Origin of the sequence: Streptomyces sp. 71268 (assembly GCF_029392895.1) — a bacterium.
Taxonomy (GTDB): Bacteria; Actinomycetota; Actinomycetes; order Streptomycetales; family Streptomycetaceae; genus Streptomyces.
Genome location: NZ_CP114200.1, coordinates 4226963 through 4248750, shown reverse-complemented (window position 1 = coordinate 4248750; position 21788 = coordinate 4226963). Strand labels below are relative to the sequence as shown.

Below are 21788 nucleotides of genomic sequence, written 5' to 3'. Positions count from 1 at the left end.
CGCGCCCCGTCACACCCCCACCGCAGCGGCACGCCCGTTCGCGCCGCCGCCTCCCGCCGTGCCGGACGGCGGACCCGCCACGGCATGCGTGCCGTGACCGGCCTCCGTGGCGCGCTCGCGCTCCAGCATCCGCCGGAACGGGCCGGGCGCCCGGACCAACTCGTCGTACGTGCCCCGCTGCACCACCCGCCCCGCGTCCAGCACCAGCACCTCGTCCACGGCGTCGAGCCCCGCCAGCCGGTGCGTGATCAACACGGTCGTACGCCCCTCGGTGGCCGCCAGCAGATCGCGGGTCAACGCGTCCGCCGTCGGCAGGTCGAGGTGCTCGGCGGGCTCGTCGAGCACCAGTACGGGGAAGTCGGCGAGCAGCGCCCTGGCCAGCGCCAGCCGTTGGCGCTGGCCACCGGAGAGCCGCGCGCCATGCTCGCCGACCAGCGAGTCGAGGCCGTCCGGCAGCCCGTCCGCCCAGTCGAGCAGCCGGGCCCCGGCCAGCGCCGCCCGCAACTCGTCCGTGCTCGCCCCGGGGCGGGCCAGCCGCAGGTTCTCCCGCAGCGAGCTGTCGAAGAGGTGCGCGTCCTGCGCGCACAGCCCGACCAGCCGGCGCACCGCGTCCCCGGAAAGGCCCGTGGCGTCCGCCCCGGCCAGCGTGTACGTCCCCGCCTCCGGGTCCAGGAAGCGAAGCAGCACCTGCGCGAGCGTCGTCTTGCCCGAGCCGGACGGCCCGACCACGGCCACCCGCCGCCCGGCCACCAGCTCCAGGTCGAACCCGGCGAGGGCCGGCCGCCGCTGCCCCGGGTAGCGCGCCGTGAGGCCCCGTACGACCAGGGGGTGCGGCTGCTCCGGCGGGGCCGCCGCCGGGTCCGGCTCGCGGACCGGCGACGGCGCGTCCAACACCTCGTGGACCCGTTCGGCCGCCCGCCGCACCCGCTGCCGGTAGCGCACGGCGCCCGGCAGGCCGCCGACCGTCTCGAAGGCGGCGAGCGGGGTGAGGACGACGACCGCGAGCCACAGCCCGTCCAGCCGCCCGTCCCGCACCGCCTGTACGCCCACCCACGCGGTGGCCGAGACCGTGATGCCGCAGCTCAGCGCCGCGAGCCCGGCCCCGAGCGCGCCCGCGCCGGCGGCCCGCCGCGCGATCGTGGTGAGCAACCCGTCGGCGCGGCGCACCGAGGCCGTACGGGTGGGTAGCGCGCCGGCCACCGTCAGCTCGGCCGTGCCCGTCAGCAGATCGACCACGCCCACCGACAGCGCGCCGCGCGCGGGCGCCAACTGCCGCTCGGTATGCCGGGCCCACGCGCTGGTCAGCAGCGGCACCCCGACGCCGGCCGCCAGCAGCCCCACCGCGAGCAGCGCGCCCGCCTCCGGCAGCAGCCAGGTCATGAACCCGACGGACGCGGCGCCCACCACCAGGGCCGAGCCGACCGGCAGCAGCCAGCGCAGGAAGTAGTCCTGCATCGCGTCCACGTCCGCGACCAGCCGGGACAGCAGATCTCCGCGTCGGCTCTCACGTAGCCCCGCGGGCGCGAGCCGCTCAAGGCGTCGGTAGACCGCGACCCGCAGGTCGGCCAGCACGCGCAGCGCGGCGTCGTGCGAGACGAGCCGCTCCGCGTAGCGGAAGACCGCGCGGCCGATGCCGAACGCGCGGGTCGCGGTCACGGCCACCATCAGGTACAGCACCGGCGGCTGCTGCGAGGCCCGCGAGATCAGCCAGCCGGATACGGCCATCAGCCCGACGGCGCTGCCCAGCGCGAGGCTGCCGAGCAGCAGGGCGAGCGCGAACCGCCCCCGCCGCTCCCGGCCCACCGCGCGCACCAGGGCCAGCGCCCCGCGCTCCCGCCGGCCCGGGCCCGCCTCGGGCGCGACGTGCGGGCGCCGCCCGCCCTCGCCCGAGGCCGGCTCCACCGGCGCGCCACCGGCGACCGGACCCACCGGCTCGACCGCCGCCCGGTCCGACTCCGAACCGTCCCGTTGCTCCGCTACCGGCCGGGCCACGCCCGCGGGCCGGCCGTCGGCGACCGCCCGCGCGGCGCGAGCGGTCGCGCCCGTGGCCGCCGCGGCCGGCAGCGCGTCGCGCCCATCGGACGGTGTCGCCTCGGTGGTCGGTCCGACGCGGACCACGCGGTCCGCGATGGCCAGCAGGGCCGGTCGGTGGACGACGAGCAACACCGTGCGGCCGACGGCCAGCCGGCGTACCGCGTCCACCACGAGGGCTTCCGTCTCGCCGTCCAGGTTCGCGGTCGGCTCGTCGAGCAGGAGCACCGGCCGGTCGGCGAGGAACGCCCTGGCCAGCGCCAGCCGTTGCCGCTGGCCCGCGGACAGGCCCACGCCGTCCTCGCCGATCACGGTCTGCGGCCCGTCGGGCAACGCCGTGACGAAGTCCAGCGCGCTCGCGTCGCGCAGCGCGCCCCGTACCGCCTCGTCGTCGGCGTCCGGGCGGGCCAGCCGCACGTTCTCCGCGATGGTGCCCGCGAACAGGTAGGGCCGCTGCGGTACCCAGGCCACCTGGTCCCGCCAGGCCCGCCAGCCCGCGTCCGTGAGGTCGGCCAGTGGCGTGTCGCCGACGCGCACCCCGCCCCGCTCCACGCCGCTGCCCGGGCCCACGAACCCGAGCACCACCTGAAGCAGGGTGGACTTGCCCGCGCCGCTCGGCCCGACGACGGCCACGGTCTCACCGGGCGCGACGGTGAACGAGGTCGCGTCGAGGGAGGGTTCGGTACGCCCGGGGTGTCGCACCACCAGGCCGTCCACCACCAGCGCGGCCGACCGCGCGTCGGGCACCCCGACCGAACGCCCCGGGCCACCGGCGGACGAACGGCCCGCCGCACCACCGGACGCATCGGGGCTCCCCGCCGCGCCGGTCTCCAGGACGGCGAAGACCTCGTCGGCCGCCGCCAGCCCCTCCGCCGCCGCGTGGTACTCGGCCCCGACCTGGCGCAGCGGAAGGTACGCCTCGGGCGCGAGGATCAGCACGACGAGCCCCGCGTACAGGTCCATGTCCCCGTGCACGAGCCGCATCCCGATGCCCACCGCGACCAGCGCCACCGACAGCGTCGCCAGCAGCTCCAGCGCGAACGAGGACAGGAAGGCGATGCGCAGCGTCCTGAGCGTCGCCCGTCGGTAGTCGGAGGTGATAGCGCGGATGGACTCGGCCTGCGCCTTGGCCCGCCCGAACACCTTGAGCGTCGGCAGCCCCGCCACGACGTCGAGGAAGTGCCCGGAGAGCCGGGAGAGCAACCGCCACTGCCGGTCCATCCGATGTTGGGTGGCCCAGCCGATGAGCATCATGAAGACCGGGATGAGCGGCAGCGTGATCACGATGATCAGCGCCGACACCCAGTCCTCGGTGACGATCCGGGCCAGCACCGCCAGCGGGACCACCACGGCGAGCCCGAGCTGCGGAAGGTAGCGGGCGAAGTAGTCGTCCAGGGCGTCGACGCCCCGGGTCGCCAGCGTGGTCAGCTCGCCGGTGCGCTGGGTGCTCAGCCAGCCGGGCCCGAGTTCGGTCGCCCGGGTCAGCAGCCGCATCCGCAGCTCGGACTTGACCTCGGCGCTGGCCCGGTGCGCGGCGAGTTCGGTCAGCGAGGCGACCGCCGCCCGCCCTACCGCGACGCCGACCAGCAGCATCAACGGCGTCGCCAGCCCCTCGACGGACTCGCCGCGCTGGAAGGCGCCCACCACGATCTCTGCGATGAGCATCGCCTGAGCGATGACCAGTCCGGCACCGACCAGCCCGAGGGCGACCGAGGCGAGCAGGAAGAAGCGGGTGGCGCGGGCGTAGTGCAGTAGCCGTGGGTCGATTGGTTTCACGTGAAACACCGACCTGGTTTCACGTGAAACACGCACGCGGACCGTTTCACGTGAAACAGGCGCGCGGACGGTTTCACGTGAAACACCCGACCGGCCCACCGCCGCCCACCGGCCGTGGCCACGCCCGCGCTGACACCGGCCAACGCGGCCCCGGCCCGCATCCGTTCGGCTCCGACACCGCCGTACCTCCCGGCCCTCGCCACGCACCCGCTCACCGCACACTCCCCGCGTCGGCCCGTCCGTCGCGCAGACATCAGTGCGCGTCGACGGGGATGTGCTGGGTCCCGATCCGCTGCCGGAACACCCAGTACGTCCACGCCTGGTAGGCGAGCACGACGGGGGTCATGACGCCCGCGATCCACGTCATGATCTTGAGCGTGTACGGGCTGGACGCGGCGTTCTCGGCGGTCAGGCTCCACTGCGCGTCGAGCGAGGAGGGCATGACGTCCGGGAAGAGCGACAGGAAGAGCATGGCCACGGCCGCCGCGATGGTGACCCCGGAGAGCCCGAAGGCCCAACCCTCGCGACCCCGACCGTTCATCACCAGCGCCCCGGCCAGCGCGAGCACGGCGATGACCAGCGCCACGAGGCTGCCCGTGCCGCCCGAGTCGAGCTGCGTCCACACCAGGAAGGCCGCCGCGAGCGCCGCCGTCACCAGGCCGAGCCAGCCGGCGAGCCGGCGCGCCCGGGTGCGGATGTCACCGACGGTCTTCAGCGCCGCGAAGACCGCGCCGTGGAAGGTGAACAACGTCAGTGTCACCAACCCACCGAGCAGCGCGTACGGGTTGACCAGGTCGAGCAGGTTGCCCGCGAAGTTCTTGTCCGCGCCGATCGGCACGCCGCGCACCATGTTGGCGAACACCGCGCCCCACAGGAACGCGGGGATCAGCGAGCACCAGAAGATGGCCCGCTCCCAGTTGCGCTGCCAGCTCTCCTCGCTGCGCTTGTGCCGGTACTCGAAGGCCACGCCACGCACGATCAGGCAGACCAGGATGACGAGCAGCGGCAGGTAGAAGCCGCTGAACAGCGTCGCGTACCAGTCGGGGAAGGCCGCGAAGGTGGCGCCGCCAGCGGTCAGCAGCCACACCTCGTTGCCGTCCCAGACGGGCCCGATGGTGTTGATCAGCACGCGGCGCTCGGTGCGGTCGCGGGCGAGCAGCTTGGTCAGTACGCCGATGCCGAAGTCGAACCCCTCGAGGAAGAAGTAGCCAGTCCACAGGACGGCAATCAGCACGAACCAGACGTCGTGGAGGTGCATGGTCGGTCTCCGTTCCAGCCGTCGTCAGTACGCGAAGGTCATCGGCTTGTCGGCGTCCTCGGCCGACGCGGCGTCGCCGCCACCGGCGGCCCCGGGGTCGCCCGGCTTGGGGAAGCGCAGCTTCGGGTCCTTGGCCGGTGGCTTCTCGTCCACGTCGGGCCCGGCCTTGGCGTACTTGGCCAGCAGCTTCACCTCGATCACCGCGAGCACGCCGTACAGCAGCGTGAACACGCTCATCGAGATCACCACCTCGGTCTGGCTCACGCCTGGGGACACCGCGTCCGAGGTGCGCATCAGCCCGTAGACCACCCAGGGCTGGCGGCCCATCTCGGTGAAGATCCAGCCGAAGGAGTTGGCGATCAGCGGGAAGCCCATGGTGAGCAGGCCGATCCGCCAGGACCAGGTGGTGAAGAAGGCACTCATCTCGCGGTTCTTGGTGAGCATCAGCCGTGGGACCTCGTACTCGCCGGTCCGCTTGTCCGGCGCGAGCCACAGCTTTCGGCGAGTGGTCCACAGGCCGATCACGCCGGCGGCGAAGGAGGTCATGCCGAACCCGATCATGAGGCGGAAGCCCCAGAAGGTCATGAAGATGCTCGGGATGTAGTCCTCGGGCTCGCCGCCGTAGAGCTTCGCCTCCCGCTCGGCGATGTCGTTGATACCGGGCACGGAGGCCGAGAAGTTGTCGTGCGCGAGGAAGGAGAGGATGCCGGGGACGCTGAACTCGACGCTGTTGTGGCCCTCGCTCACGTCACCGACCGCGAAGATCGAGAAGGGCGCCGGCGCCTCGGTCTCCCACAGCGCCTCGGCCGCGGCCATCTTCATCGGCTGCTGCTCGAACATCACCTTGCCGAGCCGGTCACCGCTGATCGCGGTGCCGAGCCCCGCGATCACCGCGATCACCAGCGCGGCCCGCAGCGAGGAGCGCATCGCGCCGACCTGCCGACGCTGCTTCTCCGGCAGTTCCTCGCCCCGGTCCTGGGCCCGCTTGGCACGCAGCAGGTGGTACGAGGCGATACCGACAACGAAGGCCGCACCGGTGAGGAAGGCCGCGGTCAGCGTGTGGAAGACGACGACCAGGGTGGTGTTCTGGGTGAGCACGGCCCACATGTCCGTCAGCTCGGCCCGCCCGGTGGCCTTGTCGATCGAGTAACCGACGGGGTGCTGCATCCAGGAGTTGGCGGCCAGGATGAAGTACGCGGAGAGCGTGGTGCCGATGGCCACGATCCAGATGCACGCGCAGTGGATCTTCTTCGGCAGCTTGTCCCAGCCGAAGATCCACAGCCCGATGAAGGTGGACTCGAAGAAGAAGGCGATCAGCGCCTCCATGGCGAGGGGAGCGCCGAACACGTCACCGACGAAGCGCGAGTAGTCGGACCAGTTCATGCCGAACTGGAACTCCTGCACGATGCCGGTGACGACACCCATCGCGATGTTGATCAGGAAGAGCTTTCCCCAGAACTTCGTCGCGTGGAAGTACTTCTCCTTGCCCGTGCGCACCCAGGCGGTCTCCAGACCGGCCGTGAACGCCGCGAGGCTGATCGTCAGCGGAACAAAGAGGTAGTGGTAGACGGTCGTGATGCCAAATTGCCACCGTGCCAGGGTCTCCGGAGCCAGAGCCAGGTCCACGTCGTGTCTCCTTGCCGTCTTGCTGAGCCGCGCACCCGCCGGGGCGATCCACCCCATTGATCACGGTCAAAGGGGGACGCATCGACGAGCTTGTGAACGCGTTCACATTCACAAGGAATTATGACGCACATACTTTCGTCAGCCCGCACCGGGGGTGCCCCGCCACCGCCCCGCCGGCGACCCTCCCCCGGCCCGCACCCGAGCGGCCCCACCGGCGCGACGAGCCGACCCGCACGCCCCCGTACCGCCGAACACCCCACCACCAGCGCGGAATACGGCTCCCCGACCACCCCGACGCCACGCCCGGCCCCTGACCACACCCCGCCCGAGCCCACCCGGCACCGACCGGGCCGGTCCCGCGCCCGTATGACGCGGCACACCCTGTGGCAAACGCCACTCTCCGCGCCCACGGGCGTACGGCGGCACGCGGGAGACGGCACACGAAAGGGCGCGGCCGAAGCCGCGCCCTCGTACCACCGTGCCGGCGGTGCCGGTTCCCCGGAACACCGCGCCAGCGGCGCCGGACCCCCGGCCCGCTCAGGGCTCCGGGGTCCGGCGGCCCGCTCAGATCTCCTTGCGGAACGCCTCCGCCGCCTTCAGGAACAGGTCGTTCGCCTCGGTCTCGCCGATCGTGATCCGCACGCCGTCGCCCTGGAACGGCCGGACGACCACGCCACCACGCTCGCACGCCGCCGCGAAGTCCAGCGCGCGGTCGCCGAGCCGCAGCCAGACGAAGTTGCCGTGCGACTCGGGCACGGTCCAACCCTGCGCGACGAGCGCCTCGTAGACCCGGGTCCGCTCCACGACCAGCGCCGCCACCCGCTCGCTCAGCGCGTCCTCGCTGCGCAGCGACGCGATGGCCGCCTCCTGCGCCACCTGCGTCACACCGAACGGCACCGCCGTCTTGCGCAGCGCCGCCGCCACCGGGTCGTGGCCCACCGCGAAGCCGACCCGCAGCCCGGCCAGCCCGTACGCCTTGGAGAAGGTTCGCAGCACACACACGTTGGGGCGGTTCCGGTACAGGTCGATCCCGTCCGGGACGTCCTCGTCGCGGATGAACTCGCGGTACGCCTCGTCCAGCACGATCAGGATGTCGGACGGCACCTGGTCGAGGAAGCGCTCCAGCTCCGCGCGGCGGACCACGGTGCCGGTCGGGTTGTTGGGGTTGCAGACGAATATCAGTCGGGTCCGCTCGGTGACCGCGGCCAGCATCGCGTCCAGGTCGTGGCCCTCGTCGGCCGTCAACGGCACCGGCACCGGCGTCGCCCCGGCGATCTGCGTGACGATCGGGTACGCCTCGAAGGAGCGCCAGGCGAAGATGACCTCGTCACCCGGGCCGGCCGTCGACTGTACGAGCTGCTGCGCGATGCCCACCGAGCCGGTGCCGGTGGCCAGGTGCTCGATCGGCACCTCGAACCGGCTGGACAGCTCCGCCATCAGCCCGGTGCAGGCCAGGTCCGGGTAGCGGTTGAGCGCACCGGCGGCGCGCACCGCCTCCTCCAGGACGCCGGGCAGCGGCGGGTAGGGGTTCTCGTTCGAGGACAGCTTGTACGTGGTCACGCCACCCGGCGCCGCCGCCGCGGGCTTGCCTGGCTTGTAGGTCGGAACGCCGTCGAGCGCAGCGCGCAGCTTGGGGCTCTTTTCAGACACCGCAGATCCTCCTTGGACCGTACCGGGCACAGCAGTCACCTGTCAGACACGCAATACTGTTTACCTTATGAGGATTCCCCCGGGTGCCGTAAAGACCATGGGGAGCGCCCTTCTCCTGGCTGTGCGCCGGTAGCGAGCGCCGTGGCGCGCATCACCCGTGAGAGTGAGTTGAGACCTCTCCGAAACATAAGCCAATCAGCAGGCACGACCGTCGCGTGGCCGAGCAGAGACCTAGCAGAGCAGCCAACTGCCTTTACTTCCAAGGTTTTTAAGGGTTGTTGCTCATGCAGAATCGTGCCTGTTGACAGTGGATTACCGATTCCTCCGAACGCACCCCTCGAGCCCTACTATCGGCTCGCCATGACAGCAGCAGGGAAGCACCAGGTGAGCCGGTCGACCGGCCGCCGGCTGGGGCGAGCGGGCATCCGGGACGTGGCCGCCGCAGCCGGGGTCTCGATCACGACCGTCTCCGACGCGCTCAACGGCAAGGGACGGCTACCGGACGCCACCCGTCGCCACGTCCGCGAGGTCGCCGACCGGCTGGGCTACCGCCCCTCCGCCGCGGCCCGCACGCTCCGTACCGGCAAGTCAGGTCTCATCGGACTGACCGTGACCACGTACGGGGATGAACCTTTCACCTTCACCGAGTTCGCCTACTTCGCCGAGATGGCCCGCGCGGCCACCTCCGCCGCGCTGGCCCGCGGCTACGCCCTCGTCATCCTGCCCGCCACCTCGCGCCACGACGTGTGGTCCAACGTGGCACTGGACGGCACCGTGGTCATCGACCCCTCCGACCAGGACCCGGTGGTGGCCGAACTCGTACGCCACGGCATCCCCGTCGTCTCCGACGGGCGCCCGGCCGGCTCGCTGCCCGTCACCGCCTGGGTGGACAACGACCACCAGGCGGCCGTGTGCGGGCTGCTCGACCACCTCGCCGAGGCGGGCGCCCGCCGCATCGGGCTCCTCACCGGCACCACCACGGACACCTACACCCGGCTCTCCACCTCCGCGTACCTCTCCTGGTGCGAGCGCGTCGGCCAGGACCCGGTGTACGAGGAGTACCCGGCGCACGACCCTTGCGCGGGCGCCGTCGCCGCCGACCGGCTGCTGGCCAGACCCGACCGACCGGACGCCGTCTACGGGCTCTTCGACCCCAACGGCACCGACCTGCTCGCCGCCGCCCGGCGCTACGGGCTGCGCGTCCCGGACGACCTGCTGCTCGTGTGCTGTAGCGAGTCCAGCGTCTACACCACCACCGACCCGCCGGTCACCACCCTCTCCCTCAAGCCCCGCCGGATCGGCACCGCGGTCGTCCAACTCCTCATCGACGCCATCGAGGGCGTGGACGCCGGCGGCCCGGTCGAACAGGTGATACCGACCGAGCTGATCGTGCGCGCGTCGTCGCAGCGACGGTCGCCCCGGACCACCGTGAGCGCCCCGCGCGGACCCGCGGGCGCCTAGCTCCGCGCGCGCCCCCGGCCTCGCTCCCACCACCCCCTCCAGCCGCCCCGCGCCCCGTACCCCACGGCACGCCCGCCCCCTCGCCCCACCCGGCCCCGCTGGGCCGGCCGGCCCGCACCCGATCCGGTCGCCACCGCCTCGTGGCGCCGTAATGCGCCCCTGCCAAGCGGCCAATTCGGGAGAAATGGCCGGCGAACCCTGCGCTCGACCCATTTCGCGACCCCTGGTGCGTCACAACCCCCGACGGTCATTCCTATGATGGGCGGACGACACCGCGGACCGCCGTCGACCAGGCAAGGTCCAGAAGGTGCACGGCGGCGCGATGGTGGAGGGGTCGATGACTCAGGGGGCCGGTCTGGGACCCACGGCACGGACCACGTCTTCGCCTCCGGATGCGGAGCACGACGCGCGGCCCGACCAGGGCGAAGCGGAACACCCGCCCGCCCCAGCAGCACACCCCGCCCCGGCACAGGTCAACCCCGCCGCGCCGCAGCCGGGCCCGGGGCGCGCGCCCCAAGGACCGCTCGGCGCGCAGCCGGAGGGTCCTCACGCCCGCGCGGCGCACGCCGGCGCCCCCGATGGCGCCACCACGCAGCCCCCGGCCCCCGCGCCCACCCTCCGCATGACCCACGTCAGCCCCGCCTCGGCGCGGGTGCGCCCCCTCGCGGCCGGCTCCACCCCGCAGGCCCCGTCCGCCGCCCAGCCGGGAACCACGGTGCGGGACCAGCAGGCGCCCCGGACCCCGGCCCCCCGCGCGCCGCAGGCGTACGCCCCCCAGGCGGCACCGGCCTCCCAGGCCGCCCCGGCGGCCCCGCAGCCGAACGCGCCCCAGGCCACGCCCCGTCCGACCACACCGCACCAGCAGCACGAGCCCCACCCGCCGCACGCACACCAGCAGGGCGCCCCCGCGCCGCACCCGGCCTCCGCCTCCCAGTCGGCCACCCGGCAGCCCAGCAACCCGCAGTCGTACGCACCGGGCCAGGGCGCGCCCGGCCACCCGACGCCCCCCGTCGACCCGTCCCAGCCCGGGGCCCAGCCCCCGGGTCACGCCGCGCCCGCGAGCGTGCCGGGCCAGGGCCGTGGGCACGCCGTACCGCCGGCCGAGTACGCGCCGGGCACCGTACCCGCACCGCGGCAGCCGGCCGCCGTGCCCCCGGCCCAGGCCACGGCCGGCGCGGCCGACCACCCGGGCGCCCCCGCGCACGCCGACCCCGAGTACACCCCGACCGAGCGCGACCTGCCCGTCATCGCGCGCGGTGTGGGGCCCGGCAGCACGATCGCCGACCTGTCCACGGCCGGCTTCGCCGACGCGATCGAGTCAGAGCCCGCGGCGGCGCCCGCGCGCGCCGACCGGGAGGGGCTCGGCCCGCTGTTCGTCGTCGGCGACGTGCACGGCTACCTCGACGAGCTACGGGCCGCGCTGGCCGAGCAGGGCCTCATCGACGCCGAGGGCAACTGGTCGGCGGGGAAGGCCAGACTCTGGTTCCTCGGCGACTTCACCGACCGGGGCCCGGACGGCATCGGCGTGATCGACCTGGTCATGCAGCTCTCCGCCCAGGCCGCCGCGGCCGGCGGCTACTGCAAGGCCCTGATGGGCAATCACGAACTGCTGCTCATCGGCGCCAAGCGCTTCGGTGACACCCCCGTCCAGTCCGGCGCCGGCACCGCCTCCTTCCAGGCCGCGTGGCTGCTCAACGGCGGCCAGCGCACCGACATGGAACGGCTTGAGGACCACCACGTGCAGTGGATGTCCCGGCTCGACGCGATGGTCGAGGAGGACGGGCACCTGCTGCTGCACTCCGACACCACCGCCTACCTGGAGTACGGCGACTCCATCGAGGCGGTCAACGACACCGTCACCGAGACGCTCCAGCGCGGCGACGCCGACGAGTGCTGGGACCTGTTCCGCAAGTTCACCAAGCGGTTCGCCTTCCGGGACGAGGCCGGCGCGATGGCCGTACGCGAACTCCTGGACACCTACGGCGGCGAGCGCCTGGTCCACGGGCACAGTCCGATTCCGTACCTGCTCGGCGAGGTCGGTGCCGAGGACGCCGACGGCGAGGAGAGCCGGCCGCTGGTCAGCGGCCCGCACGTGTACGCCGACGACCTCGCCATCGCCATGGACGGCGGCGTCACGATGGCCGGAAAGCTCCTTGTCGTGCAATTCCCCCTGCGTGGTTGAAGGTTAGGCCGTCGGGTAGGCGGGCAATGAGGAATCCCACCCGTGCGGGGCGATTTTCGGATAGCACCCTGTCATCCCGCACCGCGACAGCTCTACCATCGGCTTATCCGTAGCAGGCTCTCCTCCGTTCCCGCCCGTGACCGGTAACAGCCGGTATCAAGGCCCTACGGAGCATCGGGGGATGCACCCATGAACAGCGCTCCATACCTGCTCACCGAGGATCGCCCGGACTTCGAGCGCGTTCTCGACGAGGCGCTGCGCGCGACAGAACAACGAAACCCTGGCCTGAACACCACGGGCCAACGACTCAGCACACACCAACTGCGCACGATGGCGCTCAACGCGTCGACCGCCATATCGGCGTGTGCGGCGACCGAGTACGACCGGTACGTCCAGGCACGGAAGTCCCTGGGCACGCCCCTGCCCCCGCCCCGGCCGGAGGGGAGCGAGGGCACCCCGCCGGGCGGCACGGTCTCCCCGGGCGAGCCCGGGGGTGACGGCACCGACGGGTCCGGCGCGGGGCTCGTGGCCGTTCTCGCCGTGCTGGCACCGGTGCTCGCCGGCGCCGCCGCGGCGATCTTCCTGATCGTCGGCTACGTCCTGCGGGTGTTCGCGCCGGACGCGTCCGTCGGCCAGCCCCTGGTCACCGCCGGCTGGGTGTTCGCGGCCTGTGCCGCGATCAGCGCCCTGATCGCCGGGGCGGGGCTCCTGGTCACCGCCCTGCGCAACGGTGGCGGCCGGCGCGCCCGAACCCGGGCCGCGGAGGTGGACCGGGCGCGCGAGAAGTGGCAGCGGGCCCTGTTGGAGCGGGGCATGGTGCCGTTCCTCAGCGAGGCGATGGCGAACGGCGAGGCACCGACGGGCCCCGAGCACGGTGGCGGCGCCGCGGGCCCGGCACCCTCCGCCGACCACCGACCGCCCCGCGCCACCGCGCCCAGCCGCACGCCCCACCTGGGCTACAGCCGCCCCGGCTTCACCAGCCCCGGCGACGGTGGCTCCGACCCGGCCCCGGGCCCGCGCTACAGCAGCCCGGACTTCACCAGCCCGGATTTCGGCGGCCGGGACCACCGGCCGTCCTAGCCCGCCCCGGCGAGCGCTCGCGGCGCGCCCCCGCGCGGCGAGCGCGTCCGGGTGGCGAGCGCGTCCGGGTGGCGGTGGGCGAGCCGTACGGCCCACCACTCAGCCGGGCACCTCCTACGAAGCCGGCCGCCGCCGATCCGGTCCCACCGACATCGACCACACCCACTCGGCCCCGGCCGGTCTCGGTGAGGGGCCGTCCGGTCCCGGCAAGGAAGGTCACGACGCGGCTGCCGCGCGGTCGGCGATGAGGCCGGCCAACTGCCGTACGTATTCGGCCGGGTGGGCGGTGTGGACGAGTTCCGTACGGTGCACCAGGCGGGGCTCGTCGGCCGGCACGGCGGTCACGTCGGGGAGCGTGGCGGCCAGGGAGAGGGGGAGGGCCGCGAGGCCAAGGCCGGCGGCGGCCAGGGCGGCGAGGCCGTGCAGGTCGGTTCCCCGGTGGCGGACGCGAGGGCGGAACCCCTCGGTTCGGCAGACGACACGGAGCCGGTCGAGCGGGATGGCGGTGCCGGGGGCGTCGATCCACTGGGCCTGCGTCAGGTCGGTGAGCCGGACCGAGCGGCGCCGGGCCAGCGGGTGGTCGGTGGGGAAGAGCACGGCCAGCGGCTGCTCGGCCACCGCGAGCGTGGTCGTGGGGCCGAGGTCCGGCAGGGGGAGCGGGTCGCTGGGTGCGGCGACGCCGTCGACGAGGCCGAGGTCGGCGCGGGCGGTGAGGACCTCCTCGATCACGGCTTCCCGGGCCAGGATTCGTACGTCGAGTTCCAGCAGGGGGATGGCCGCCCGCAGTTGGGCGAGGGCGCGTGCGACGGCGGTGGACAGGGCGGGGGCCGAGCAGGCGACCGTCAGGTGGGCGGGCTGGGCGTGGTGCAGCCGGGCGACGTCGGCGCGGGCGGCGTCCAGCCGCAGGAGCAGCGCGGGGGCGTGCTCAAGCAGCCGCGCCCCGGCCGGCGTGGGCGCGACGGGCCGGCGTTCGACCAGCCGGGCGCCCAGGTCGGCTTCGAGCGCTGCGACGTGTTGGGAGACCGCGGACTGGGTGTAGCCCAGGGCCTTGGCGGCACCGGAGAAGGAGCGGTGGTCGAGCACCGCGACGAAGGTGCGCAACAGATGCGTGTCCATGCGCATCAGGATCACTTATACAGGGTGCAGGAATCATCGTTGGACGCGATACGTGCTGGTCAGCAGGATGGGGAGCATGAACCTCACAGCACGCGTCGCGCTGGTCGCGGACCGCTCCGACGCCGTTCGCTCCCACGCCCGCATCCCCGGCCTCCTTGAGGCCCTGCGCGTCAGGGACGGATGGGACCTGGACGCCTACTGGATCGCCACCCAGGACGCCGACGAGACGGTGGCGGACGGTTTCGACGCGGTCTGGGTCCTGCCGGGCAGCCCGTACCGCAGCGAGGCCGGCGTCCTGGCCGCGATCCGCGGGGCACGCGAGAGGGGCGTCCCCTTCCTGGGCACCTGCGGCGGATTCCAACACGCCCTCCTGGAGTTCGCGCGCGGCGTCTGTGGCCTGGACCGCGCCGCCCACGCCGAGAACGACCCGGAGGCACCGGCGGAGGACGCCGTGATCGTCCCGCTGGCCTGCTCGCTCGTCGGCCACGAGGGCGTCGTCCGCCTCTCCCCCGGCTCCCGGGCCCGCGACCTCATCGGAGCCGACCGCGCCCGGGCGCGCTACCACTGCGACTACGCGCCCAACCCCGACTACCTGGACACCCTGCGCGCCCACGGCCTGGCCTTCACCGGCACCGACGAGGCGGGCGAGGTCCGCGTCGTCGAACTGCCCGACCATCCCTTCTTCCTGGCCACACTCTTCCAACCCGAACTGGACGGCGACGGCACCCGGGCCCATCCGCTGATCGCCGGCCTGGCCGAGGCCGCCGTCGGCCACGCTCGCGCTCGATGACCCGTGCCCCCGAGCCCGCCTGGACGCGCTCCTGCTCCGCCCCTACCTCCGGGCGTGCACCGTGCCCCGGGCCCACGCTCGAAGCCCCCTGGCCCACCCCGCCGAGGCCGCGCCCGATTCCGGCCCTCGACGCGCCCGAGCGCCGTCCCGGGTGGGTCGGGACGGCGCTCGGGGAAGGGGCGGTCAGTCGGCGATCGGCAGGTACACCCGGTTGCCGGCGGCGGCGAACTCCCGGGACTTCTCCGCCATTCCGGCCTCGGCCGCGGCGGCGTCCAGGGCGCCGCCGTGCTCGCGGCGGATGTCCTGGGAGATCTTCATCGAGCAGAACTTCGGCCCGCACATCGAGCAGAAGTGTGCCGTCTTGGCGGGCTCGGCCGGCAGGGTCTCGTCGTGGAAGGCGCGGGCCGTGTCCGGGTCGAGGGCCAGGTTGAACTGGTCCTCCCAGCGGAACTCGAACCGCGCGTCGGAGAGCGCGTCGTCCCATTCCTGGGCGCCGGGGTGCCCCTTGGCCAGGTCGGCGGCGTGGGCGGCGATCTTGTACGTGATGACGCCGGTCTTCACGTCGTCGCGGTCCGGCAGGCCCAGGTGCTCCTTGGGCGTGACGTAGCACAGCATCGCGGTGCCCCACCAGGCGATCATCGCGGCGCCGATGCCCGAGGTGATGTGGTCGTACGCGGGCGCGATGTCCGTGGTCAGGGGGCCGAGCGTGTAGAACGGGGCCTCCTCGCAGATCTCCTGCTGGAGGTCGATGTTCTCCTTGATCTTGTGCATCGGGACGTGGCCCGGGCCCTCGATCATGGTCTGTACGTGGTGCCGCTTGGCGATGGAGTTCAGCTCGCCGAGCGTCTTCAGCTCGGCGAACTGCGCCTCGTCGTTGGCGTCCGCGATGGAACCGGGGCGCAGCCCGTCACCGAGTGAGAACGTGACGTCGTACGCCGCGAGGATGTCGCACAGCTCCTCGAAGTTCTCGTAGAGGAAGCTCTCCTTGTGGTGCGCGAGGCACCAGGCCGCCATGATCGAGCCGCCGCGCGAGACGATGCCGGTCTTGCGGCGGGCGGTGAGCGGCACGTACCGCAGCAGCACGCCGGCGTGCACCGTCATGTAGTCGACGCCCTGTTCGGCCTGCTCGATGATGGTGTCCTTGTAGATCTCCCAGCTCAGCTCCTCGGCCCGGCCGTCCACCTTCTCCAGGGCCTGGTAGAGCGGCACGGTGCCGATCGGCACGGGGGAGTTGCGCAGCACCCACTCGCGGGTGGTGTGGATGTTGCGACCGGTGGACAGGTCCATGACCGTGTCCGCGCCCCAGCGGGTCGCCCAGGTCATCTTCTCCACCTCCTCCTCGATGGAGGAGGTGACGGCGGAGTTGCCGATGTTGGCGTTGACCTTCACCAGGAACCGCTTGCCGATAATCATCGGCTCGATCTCCGGGTGGTTGACGTTGGCCGGCAACACCGCGCGGCCGGCGGCGATCTCCTCGCGGACCACCTCGGGGGAGACGTTCTCGCGCAGCGCGACGTACTCCATCTCCGGCGTGACCTCGCCGCGGCGCGCGTACGCGAGTTGGGTGACGGCCTGTCCGTCGCGGCCCCGGCGGGGCTGGCGGGGGCGGCCGGGGAAGACCGCGTCGAGGTTCTTGAGCCCGCCGCGCGGCGAGGTGTGCTTGATGCCGTCGTCCTCGGGGCGTAGCGGCCGGCCGGCGTACTCCTCGGTGTCGCCGCGGCCGATGATCCAGTTCTCGCGCAGCGGCGGCAGCCCGCGCCGCACGTCGGTGTCGATGTTCGGATCGGTGTACGGGCCCGAGGTGTCGTACAGCGTGACGTCTCGGCCGTTGGTGAGGTGCACTCGCCGCACCGGGACCCGCAGGTCGGGGCGCGAGCCGCTCAGATAGCCCTTGTGCCATCCGATGTCGCGCGGCGCGCCGTCGGTGTCGTTCGCCTCAACGGAGGCAGGCGTGTGTGCGTCAGATGCGGTCATGAGACCTACTCCCTACGCCGGCATTACCCGGTAACAGGTTCGGCGGTCGACGCAGCCGTTTCCGCTGGCGGTTCGCCGGTGTCGACCGGTCGTCCCGTACGGAGGTCAGCGCCCTCTCAGCCCGGTGCTCCGAGCTCCCGCGATTGCAAAGGTGCCACCACGCTAACCGCTCCCCGGCGGATTGGGCCAGGGGGCCTTGCGATGATCGGACCATGACTCCCACCGAGCCAGGGCCCCAGCGGCGGCCGCACCCCCCACGCCGGGCCGCCCGCCCCCGGACGGCCACCCGGCCCCGGCCTCCCCCCACCGCCACCGTCGTCCCCACCGCCCGGCCCCGCGGAGCCGGGCGCGGGCGGCGAACGGCCCACGGGCGGAGCCGGGTTCGACGGCGAACCCACCGGCCACGACCACGAGTCCGGTCCCGGGCCCGGGTCTGGACCCGGGACCGGCGGCGGACACGGGCATGGGCACGGCCATGGGCACAGCCACAGTCACGGTCCCGCCGCTCCGGTGTCGCGGCATCTGCGCAAGGTGATCGCGGCGGTGCTCATCCCGTTCAGCGTGGCGGTCGCGGTCGGGCTCGCCGTGCTGTGGCCGGGCGGGGCGCCGGGCCACAAGGGCGATTCGGGCCTCGGCTTCGACCGGACGACCGAGTCGGGGCGGGTGGTGCGGATCGACCAGGTGCGCTGCGCGGACGTGCACGCCCAGCCGCAACAGCCCCCGCCAGGGCAGCAGTCGGGCGACCCGGCGGCGGGGGGCGCGGCCAAGGACGAGATGTGCGAAAAGGCCACGATCGAGGTGACGTCGGGCAAGGACAAGGGCCGTACGTTCCCCGAGATCGTGCAGCCGTCCGCGTCCCGGCAGTTCGAGAAGGGCCAGAAGCTCATCCTGGCGTACGCCCCCAAGGCGCCCAAGGAGCTGCAGTACTCGGTCTCCGACGTCGATCGGGAGATGCCGATGGCGCTGCTTGCCGGGCTGTTCGCGCTGGCCGTGGTGGCGGTGGGGCGGCTGCGCGGGGTGTTCGCGCTGGTGGCCCTCGCGATCAGCTTCGGGGTGCTGACGCTGTTCATCCTGCCCGCCATCCTGCAGGGCTCGAACCCGCTGGTAGTGGCGGTGGTCGGGGGCAGCGCGATCATGCTGGTGGCGCTGTACATGTGTCACGGGCTGACCGCCAGGACCTCCGTCGCGGTGCTCGGCACGCTGATCTCGCTGCTGCTGATCGGCCTGCTCGGCTCGCTGTTCATCGGCTGGGCCCACCTGACCGGCAACACCGACGACCAGACCGGCCTGGTGCACGGGCTCTACCCCGACATCGAGATCCAGGGCCTGCTGCTCGCCGGCGTCATCATCGGCTCGCTCGGCGTCCTCGACGACGTGACCGTCACCCAGACCTCGGCGGTGTGGGAGCTCAAGGAGGCCGACCCGTCGGCACACTGGCGCACGTTGTACGCGGCGGCCATGCGCATCGGGCGGGACCACATCGCGTCGGTGGTCAACACGCTGGTGCTGGCCTACGCGGGCGCCGCCTTGCCGCTCTTGCTGCTGTTCTCGATCGCGGACAGCGGCGTGAGCACGGTCGCGACCAGCGAGATCGTCGCCGAGGAGATCGTGCGGACCCTGGTCGGCAGCATCGGCCTGGTGGCCTCGGTGCCGGTGACCACCCTGCTCGCGGCGCTGGTCGTCTCCGCGGACCGCAGCCCGGCGAGCGTGCCGGCCACGGCGGGCGGGGCGGGCTCGGCGGGGGCGGGGCGCGGGGTCGGCGCGGCGGTCGGCCGGCGGGCTGACGGCGGCGCCGGCCCCGCGCCCGTTCCGGCGCCGAACGCCGGGTCCGGGCCGGGCGCGCCGGCCGGGCGCGGCGCGGGCCTGCCGGGGCGCGGGAAGGGCCGCCGCCGGCGGGCGAAGTAGGGCGCGGGGGGAGAGGCGGCGGTCGGTGGGGGCCCGGGGACGGGGGCCGGCGGCCGGTGGCGCACGTGGGTGCGTGGGGGGCTCGAAGGGCCGCCGGAGCGCGGGCACGTAGCGCCTACGGGGGCCCAGGCGAAAAAACGTCCAGGCAACTCACCGTGACCAGCGCCCATCTCACCCTGCGTAACGGTCCCCCGCCAGGATGCGGTCCAACACCGCGTCCAGGCTGCAGGCCGGGTCGCTCGCCTCCTCCTCGCAACCGAACGGAACCAGTCGGTCCGTCCGGTCCAGGAAGGCCACCAGCGGTGCCGCGCCGACCCGGAACAGGGCTCCCTCGGCGCCGACTTGGAGCCGGATCAGCACATCCGAGAGTTCGTCCGGGCCAGTTGGGCAGATGTGCACGTCGCCCTCGCCGATGGGCCCGCAGAGCCCGTCGAGGAGCAACTCCCGGGCGAAGGCCCAGCTCACGGGGGCATCGCCGGGAAGGTGGAAGGTGAACCGCACCGCGTACGGATCGGCCTTGTCGTAGCCGAGATCGACCGGAATGCGGAAGGAGAGCTCCTCCGAGACGAGGAAGGTCATCGTCACCTCTGCCTGGACTGTGTCACGCATCGTTCGCCGCCCCGAGTCGGTGGGAATGGCCAGGTTTCAGCCAACCTGGCCCTCTTGACGCCATCGTCCGCTAACACTCAGCGGATCACAAGGAGTGAGTTTTCAGATACTGATAGAGAACGACAGGGAGCCGATAAGCGCTCCGACTCTGGAGCGTAGCGAATCGACAGCGGGGCGGAGTCGTTCCGCTCTGGCCAGGGGGGTGGAAACCGCCAAGGTCGCCGCCGTCTCGCCGACTATCAGGGGGAGGGCCGCGCAGACCGTGCCGAGCGCGTACTCCTCGCGTTCGCAGACGGGCTGAAGGGGCCGTCTCGCGGCGCACCGGCGGTGGAATCCTGCCTCGTCACGCACCGAGTACGGGGTGAGGGCCCGCACCGGGTAGCGCGCGAAGTGGTCGGCCCGCTCGGCCTCGCCCAGCTGGGCCAGCAGGCACTGACCGATGGCGTGCGCGTGCGCGGTCTGCCGGAAGTCGGCCCACTCTTCGACCACTGGCGCCCCGGGCGCGTCGGCGGTGGCGAGCACGTCCACCTCACCCTCGCGGTACACGGCGAAGTAGACGGCCACTCCGAGTTCGCCGGCGAGCGCGGCGACGATGTGGGCGACGCGGCCGGACGGGCCCGGCCCCGCACCGGGCTGGCTGAGCTGCCGGTCGGGCTGACGGTCGGACTGCCCCGGCTGGTCGGGGAGCGCCGGCGACCCCGCGCGGCCGGCGCCGAGCCTTCGGACGGCGTCGCCGTAGCGGAACAGGCCGTTCTCACGGTGGAGGTAGCCCTCGTGGGCGAGGGTGCGCAGCAGGTGGTACGCGGTCGGCAGCGGCAGGCCCGCCTCGCGCGCCAACTGCTTGGCTGGCGCCCCGTCCGCATGCGCGCCGACGGCCTCCAGGAGGCGCAGCGCGCGTTGGACGGAGCTGATGAGCGTCGGTTCGGAGGGGGTGTGAGCCGCCTTCGGCCGGGGCGGAGGCGGTTCGCCGGCCGCACGCGTACGCGGGTGCGTTCCCGTCTCGTGGACCGGTCGGCGCGGCGGTCTCGTGCCTGCTGACACCACAGTCACCCCCAGGGCTGCGGGCGGGCGCGCACCCGCCGGGCGGGGGCCGCCCCCGCCACCGCTGCGTCACCCGGCTCGCGCGCCCCGTCGGGGCTCGTGCCGGACCGCAACGTTTCCGCACTCTAACCGGAAGATGGGCTTCTGGTTAGGTAAGTGGTGGGATGCCGTGCAATGCGTCATGTACGGGGCCAGAACGCGCCGTTGAAGGTCTGCACCAGGGGTGCTGTGGTCCCTACCAGTCGTCCCGCGACGACCGGGAGGAGGACGTGAACTTGCGCACCACGTAGACCAGACCGCCGATGACGGCGACCAGCAGTAGTGCCCGGAACAACAGCCAGGCCACGAAGCCGACGACGCTGGTGATCAGACCGCCGAAGACCACGATGACGAGAAGCGGCACGACGACCCACTTCACCCACCACGGAAGGCCCTGGAGTATCTGCTTCGCGGCCACGATGGCTCCCTGCTTTCTGTTCGCCCTGCTCGATCCCGTGATCTCGCTGCTTCGCTGGTCTCCCCCTCGTACTCCCGATGCTAGAGCGGCGCGGCGGCCCGTGGGGCGCGGACGGCCCCCGTACTCCCCTGACCCGTCCCCTACGGGTCCGCCGCCCCGGTCTGGCACCCACGGGCTACGTCGGGTACCCGGCGGAGGGCCGCCGGCCTGGTGGGGCCAGGGCGAGGGGGCCCGCGGTCGTGGCTCGGGGGCAGTCAGGGTCGGGCGGGTCGGACGGGGGCGGGGGCGCTGGCCGGGGGACGCGGGGCGACGCTCCGGGAGACGCGGGCGGCGGGGCTCCGGGGAACGCGAGGACGGGCGGGGTACGTGGGGACGCACCCGCCGGGCGACCGGGCGGGGGCGGCCAGGGGGCGGGGCGGGAAGCCCCGGCCCGTGCGCGCCCGGCCCGTGCGCGCCCCGCGCCGGGCGCGTCGGGTCAGCTCTCGGGCGGCGAGAAGACCACCATGACCCGCAGGTCCTCCGAGATGTGGTGGAACTTGTGCGGCACGCCGGCGGGCACGTACACGACGCTGCCGCGCGCGACCGGGGTGGTCTCCGTGCCCACGGTGATCGCCGCGCGGCCGCTCACCACCAGGTACACCTCGTCCTGCCGGTGCGGCTGCTGCGGATCGGTGCTGCCCGCGTCCAGCGCGTACAGCCCCACGGACATGTTGCGCTCCCGCAGGAACTGCAGGTACGCCCCCTCGTTGGCGGCGCGCTCCGCCTCCAGCTCGTCCAGCCGGAACGCCTTCATGCCCTCTCCACCCCTTGCTGTCTCATCTGCAACGATCGC

At 73.1% G+C, this 21788-nt stretch carries 14 protein-coding genes, 1 pseudogene and 1 riboswitch; of the genes and pseudogenes, 5 read left to right on the top strand and 10 right to left on the bottom strand.

Features of this window, described 5'->3' with window-relative positions; all coding sequences use genetic code 11:
* Window positions 1-9: 9 nt before the first annotated feature.
* The 4 genes from cydD to hisC form a co-directional block, all read right to left on the bottom strand.
* A complete protein-coding gene (gene cydD, locus OYE22_RS16360; RefSeq protein WP_277321093.1) occupies window positions 10-3807 on the bottom strand; it encodes a thiol reductant ABC exporter subunit CydD in 3798 nt (1265 codons plus the stop codon).
* A 253-nt stretch (window positions 3808-4060) separates the two neighbouring features.
* Entirely contained in the window at window positions 4061-5065 is a 1005-nt protein-coding gene (gene cydB / locus OYE22_RS16355; RefSeq protein WP_277321092.1) for a cytochrome d ubiquinol oxidase subunit II, read from the bottom strand.
* Window positions 5066-5089: 24 nt separating this feature from the next.
* Window positions 5090-6691, bottom strand: coding sequence for a cytochrome ubiquinol oxidase subunit I (locus OYE22_RS16350; RefSeq protein WP_277321091.1), 1602 nt, complete (start codon window positions 6689-6691; stop codon window positions 5090-5092).
* A gap of 564 nt (window positions 6692-7255) precedes the next feature.
* On the bottom strand, window positions 7256-8341 hold the full coding sequence (hisC, locus tag OYE22_RS16345) for a histidinol-phosphate transaminase (protein WP_277321090.1): 1086 nt from the start codon (window positions 8339-8341) through the stop codon (window positions 7256-7258).
* A 360-nt stretch (window positions 8342-8701) separates the two neighbouring features.
* On the opposite strand from hisC, the gene OYE22_RS16340 reads away from it, so the two are divergent.
* From OYE22_RS16340 to OYE22_RS16330, 3 genes are all read left to right on the top strand, one after another.
* The gene (locus OYE22_RS16340) at window positions 8702-9802 is read left to right on the top strand and encodes a LacI family DNA-binding transcriptional regulator (protein WP_176162861.1); all 1101 of its coding nucleotides are present in this window, start codon (window positions 8702-8704) and stop codon (window positions 9800-9802) included.
* A gap of 1063 nt (window positions 9803-10865) precedes the next feature.
* Complete coding sequence (locus OYE22_RS16335) at window positions 10866-11984, top strand: metallophosphoesterase (protein WP_277324167.1); 1119 nt, start codon at window positions 10866-10868, stop codon at window positions 11982-11984.
* Window positions 11985-12173: 189 nt separating this feature from the next.
* Window positions 12174-13064 (top strand): hypothetical protein, encoded by an 891-nt coding sequence (locus OYE22_RS16330; protein ID WP_277321089.1) that lies wholly within the window; start codon window positions 12174-12176, stop codon window positions 13062-13064.
* A 216-nt stretch (window positions 13065-13280) separates the two neighbouring features.
* On the opposite strand, the gene OYE22_RS16325 is transcribed toward OYE22_RS16330, so the two are convergent.
* Complete coding sequence (locus tag OYE22_RS16325) at window positions 13281-14180, bottom strand: LysR family transcriptional regulator (RefSeq protein WP_277321088.1); 900 nt, start codon at window positions 14178-14180, stop codon at window positions 13281-13283.
* 76 nt (window positions 14181-14256) lie between these two features.
* Here OYE22_RS16325 and OYE22_RS16320 point away from each other — a divergent pair, with 76 nt between their 5' ends.
* Entirely contained in the window at window positions 14257-14970 is a 714-nt protein-coding gene (locus OYE22_RS16320) for a hypothetical protein (protein ID WP_277321087.1), read from the top strand.
* A gap of 183 nt (window positions 14971-15153) precedes the next feature.
* Here OYE22_RS16320 and thiC read toward each other — a convergent pair whose 3' ends face one another.
* Complete coding sequence (gene thiC, locus OYE22_RS16315; protein WP_277321086.1) at window positions 15154-16944, bottom strand: phosphomethylpyrimidine synthase ThiC; 1791 nt, start codon at window positions 16942-16944, stop codon at window positions 15154-15156.
* Window positions 16937-17095, bottom strand: a riboswitch (TPP riboswitch). It overlaps the preceding gene by 8 nt.
* A 299-nt stretch (window positions 17096-17394) precedes the next feature.
* Here thiC and OYE22_RS16310 point away from each other — a divergent pair.
* A pseudogene (locus OYE22_RS16310) lies at window positions 17395-18849 on the top strand (YibE/F family protein); the annotation flags it as partial.
* Window positions 18850-19020: 171 nt separating this feature from the next.
* Here the strand turns inward: OYE22_RS16310 and OYE22_RS16305 are convergent.
* The 4 genes from OYE22_RS16305 to OYE22_RS16290 form a co-directional block, all read right to left on the bottom strand.
* Complete coding sequence (locus OYE22_RS16305) at window positions 19021-19458, bottom strand: SsgA family sporulation/cell division regulator (RefSeq protein WP_187060338.1); 438 nt, start codon at window positions 19456-19458, stop codon at window positions 19021-19023.
* Between the two features lie 102 nt (window positions 19459-19560).
* Window positions 19561-20370 carry a helix-turn-helix domain-containing protein gene (locus OYE22_RS16300; RefSeq protein WP_277324166.1) on the bottom strand — a complete coding sequence of 270 codons (810 nt, stop codon included), beginning with the start codon at window positions 20368-20370 and terminating at the stop codon, window positions 19561-19563.
* A 364-nt stretch (window positions 20371-20734) separates the two neighbouring features.
* Window positions 20735-20956, bottom strand: coding sequence for a DUF5326 family protein (locus OYE22_RS16295; RefSeq protein WP_187060337.1), 222 nt, complete (start codon window positions 20954-20956; stop codon window positions 20735-20737).
* Between the two features lie 475 nt (window positions 20957-21431).
* Entirely contained in the window at window positions 21432-21749 is a 318-nt protein-coding gene (locus OYE22_RS16290) for a cupin domain-containing protein (protein WP_277321085.1), read from the bottom strand.
* Between the last annotated feature and the right edge of the window lie 39 nt (window positions 21750-21788).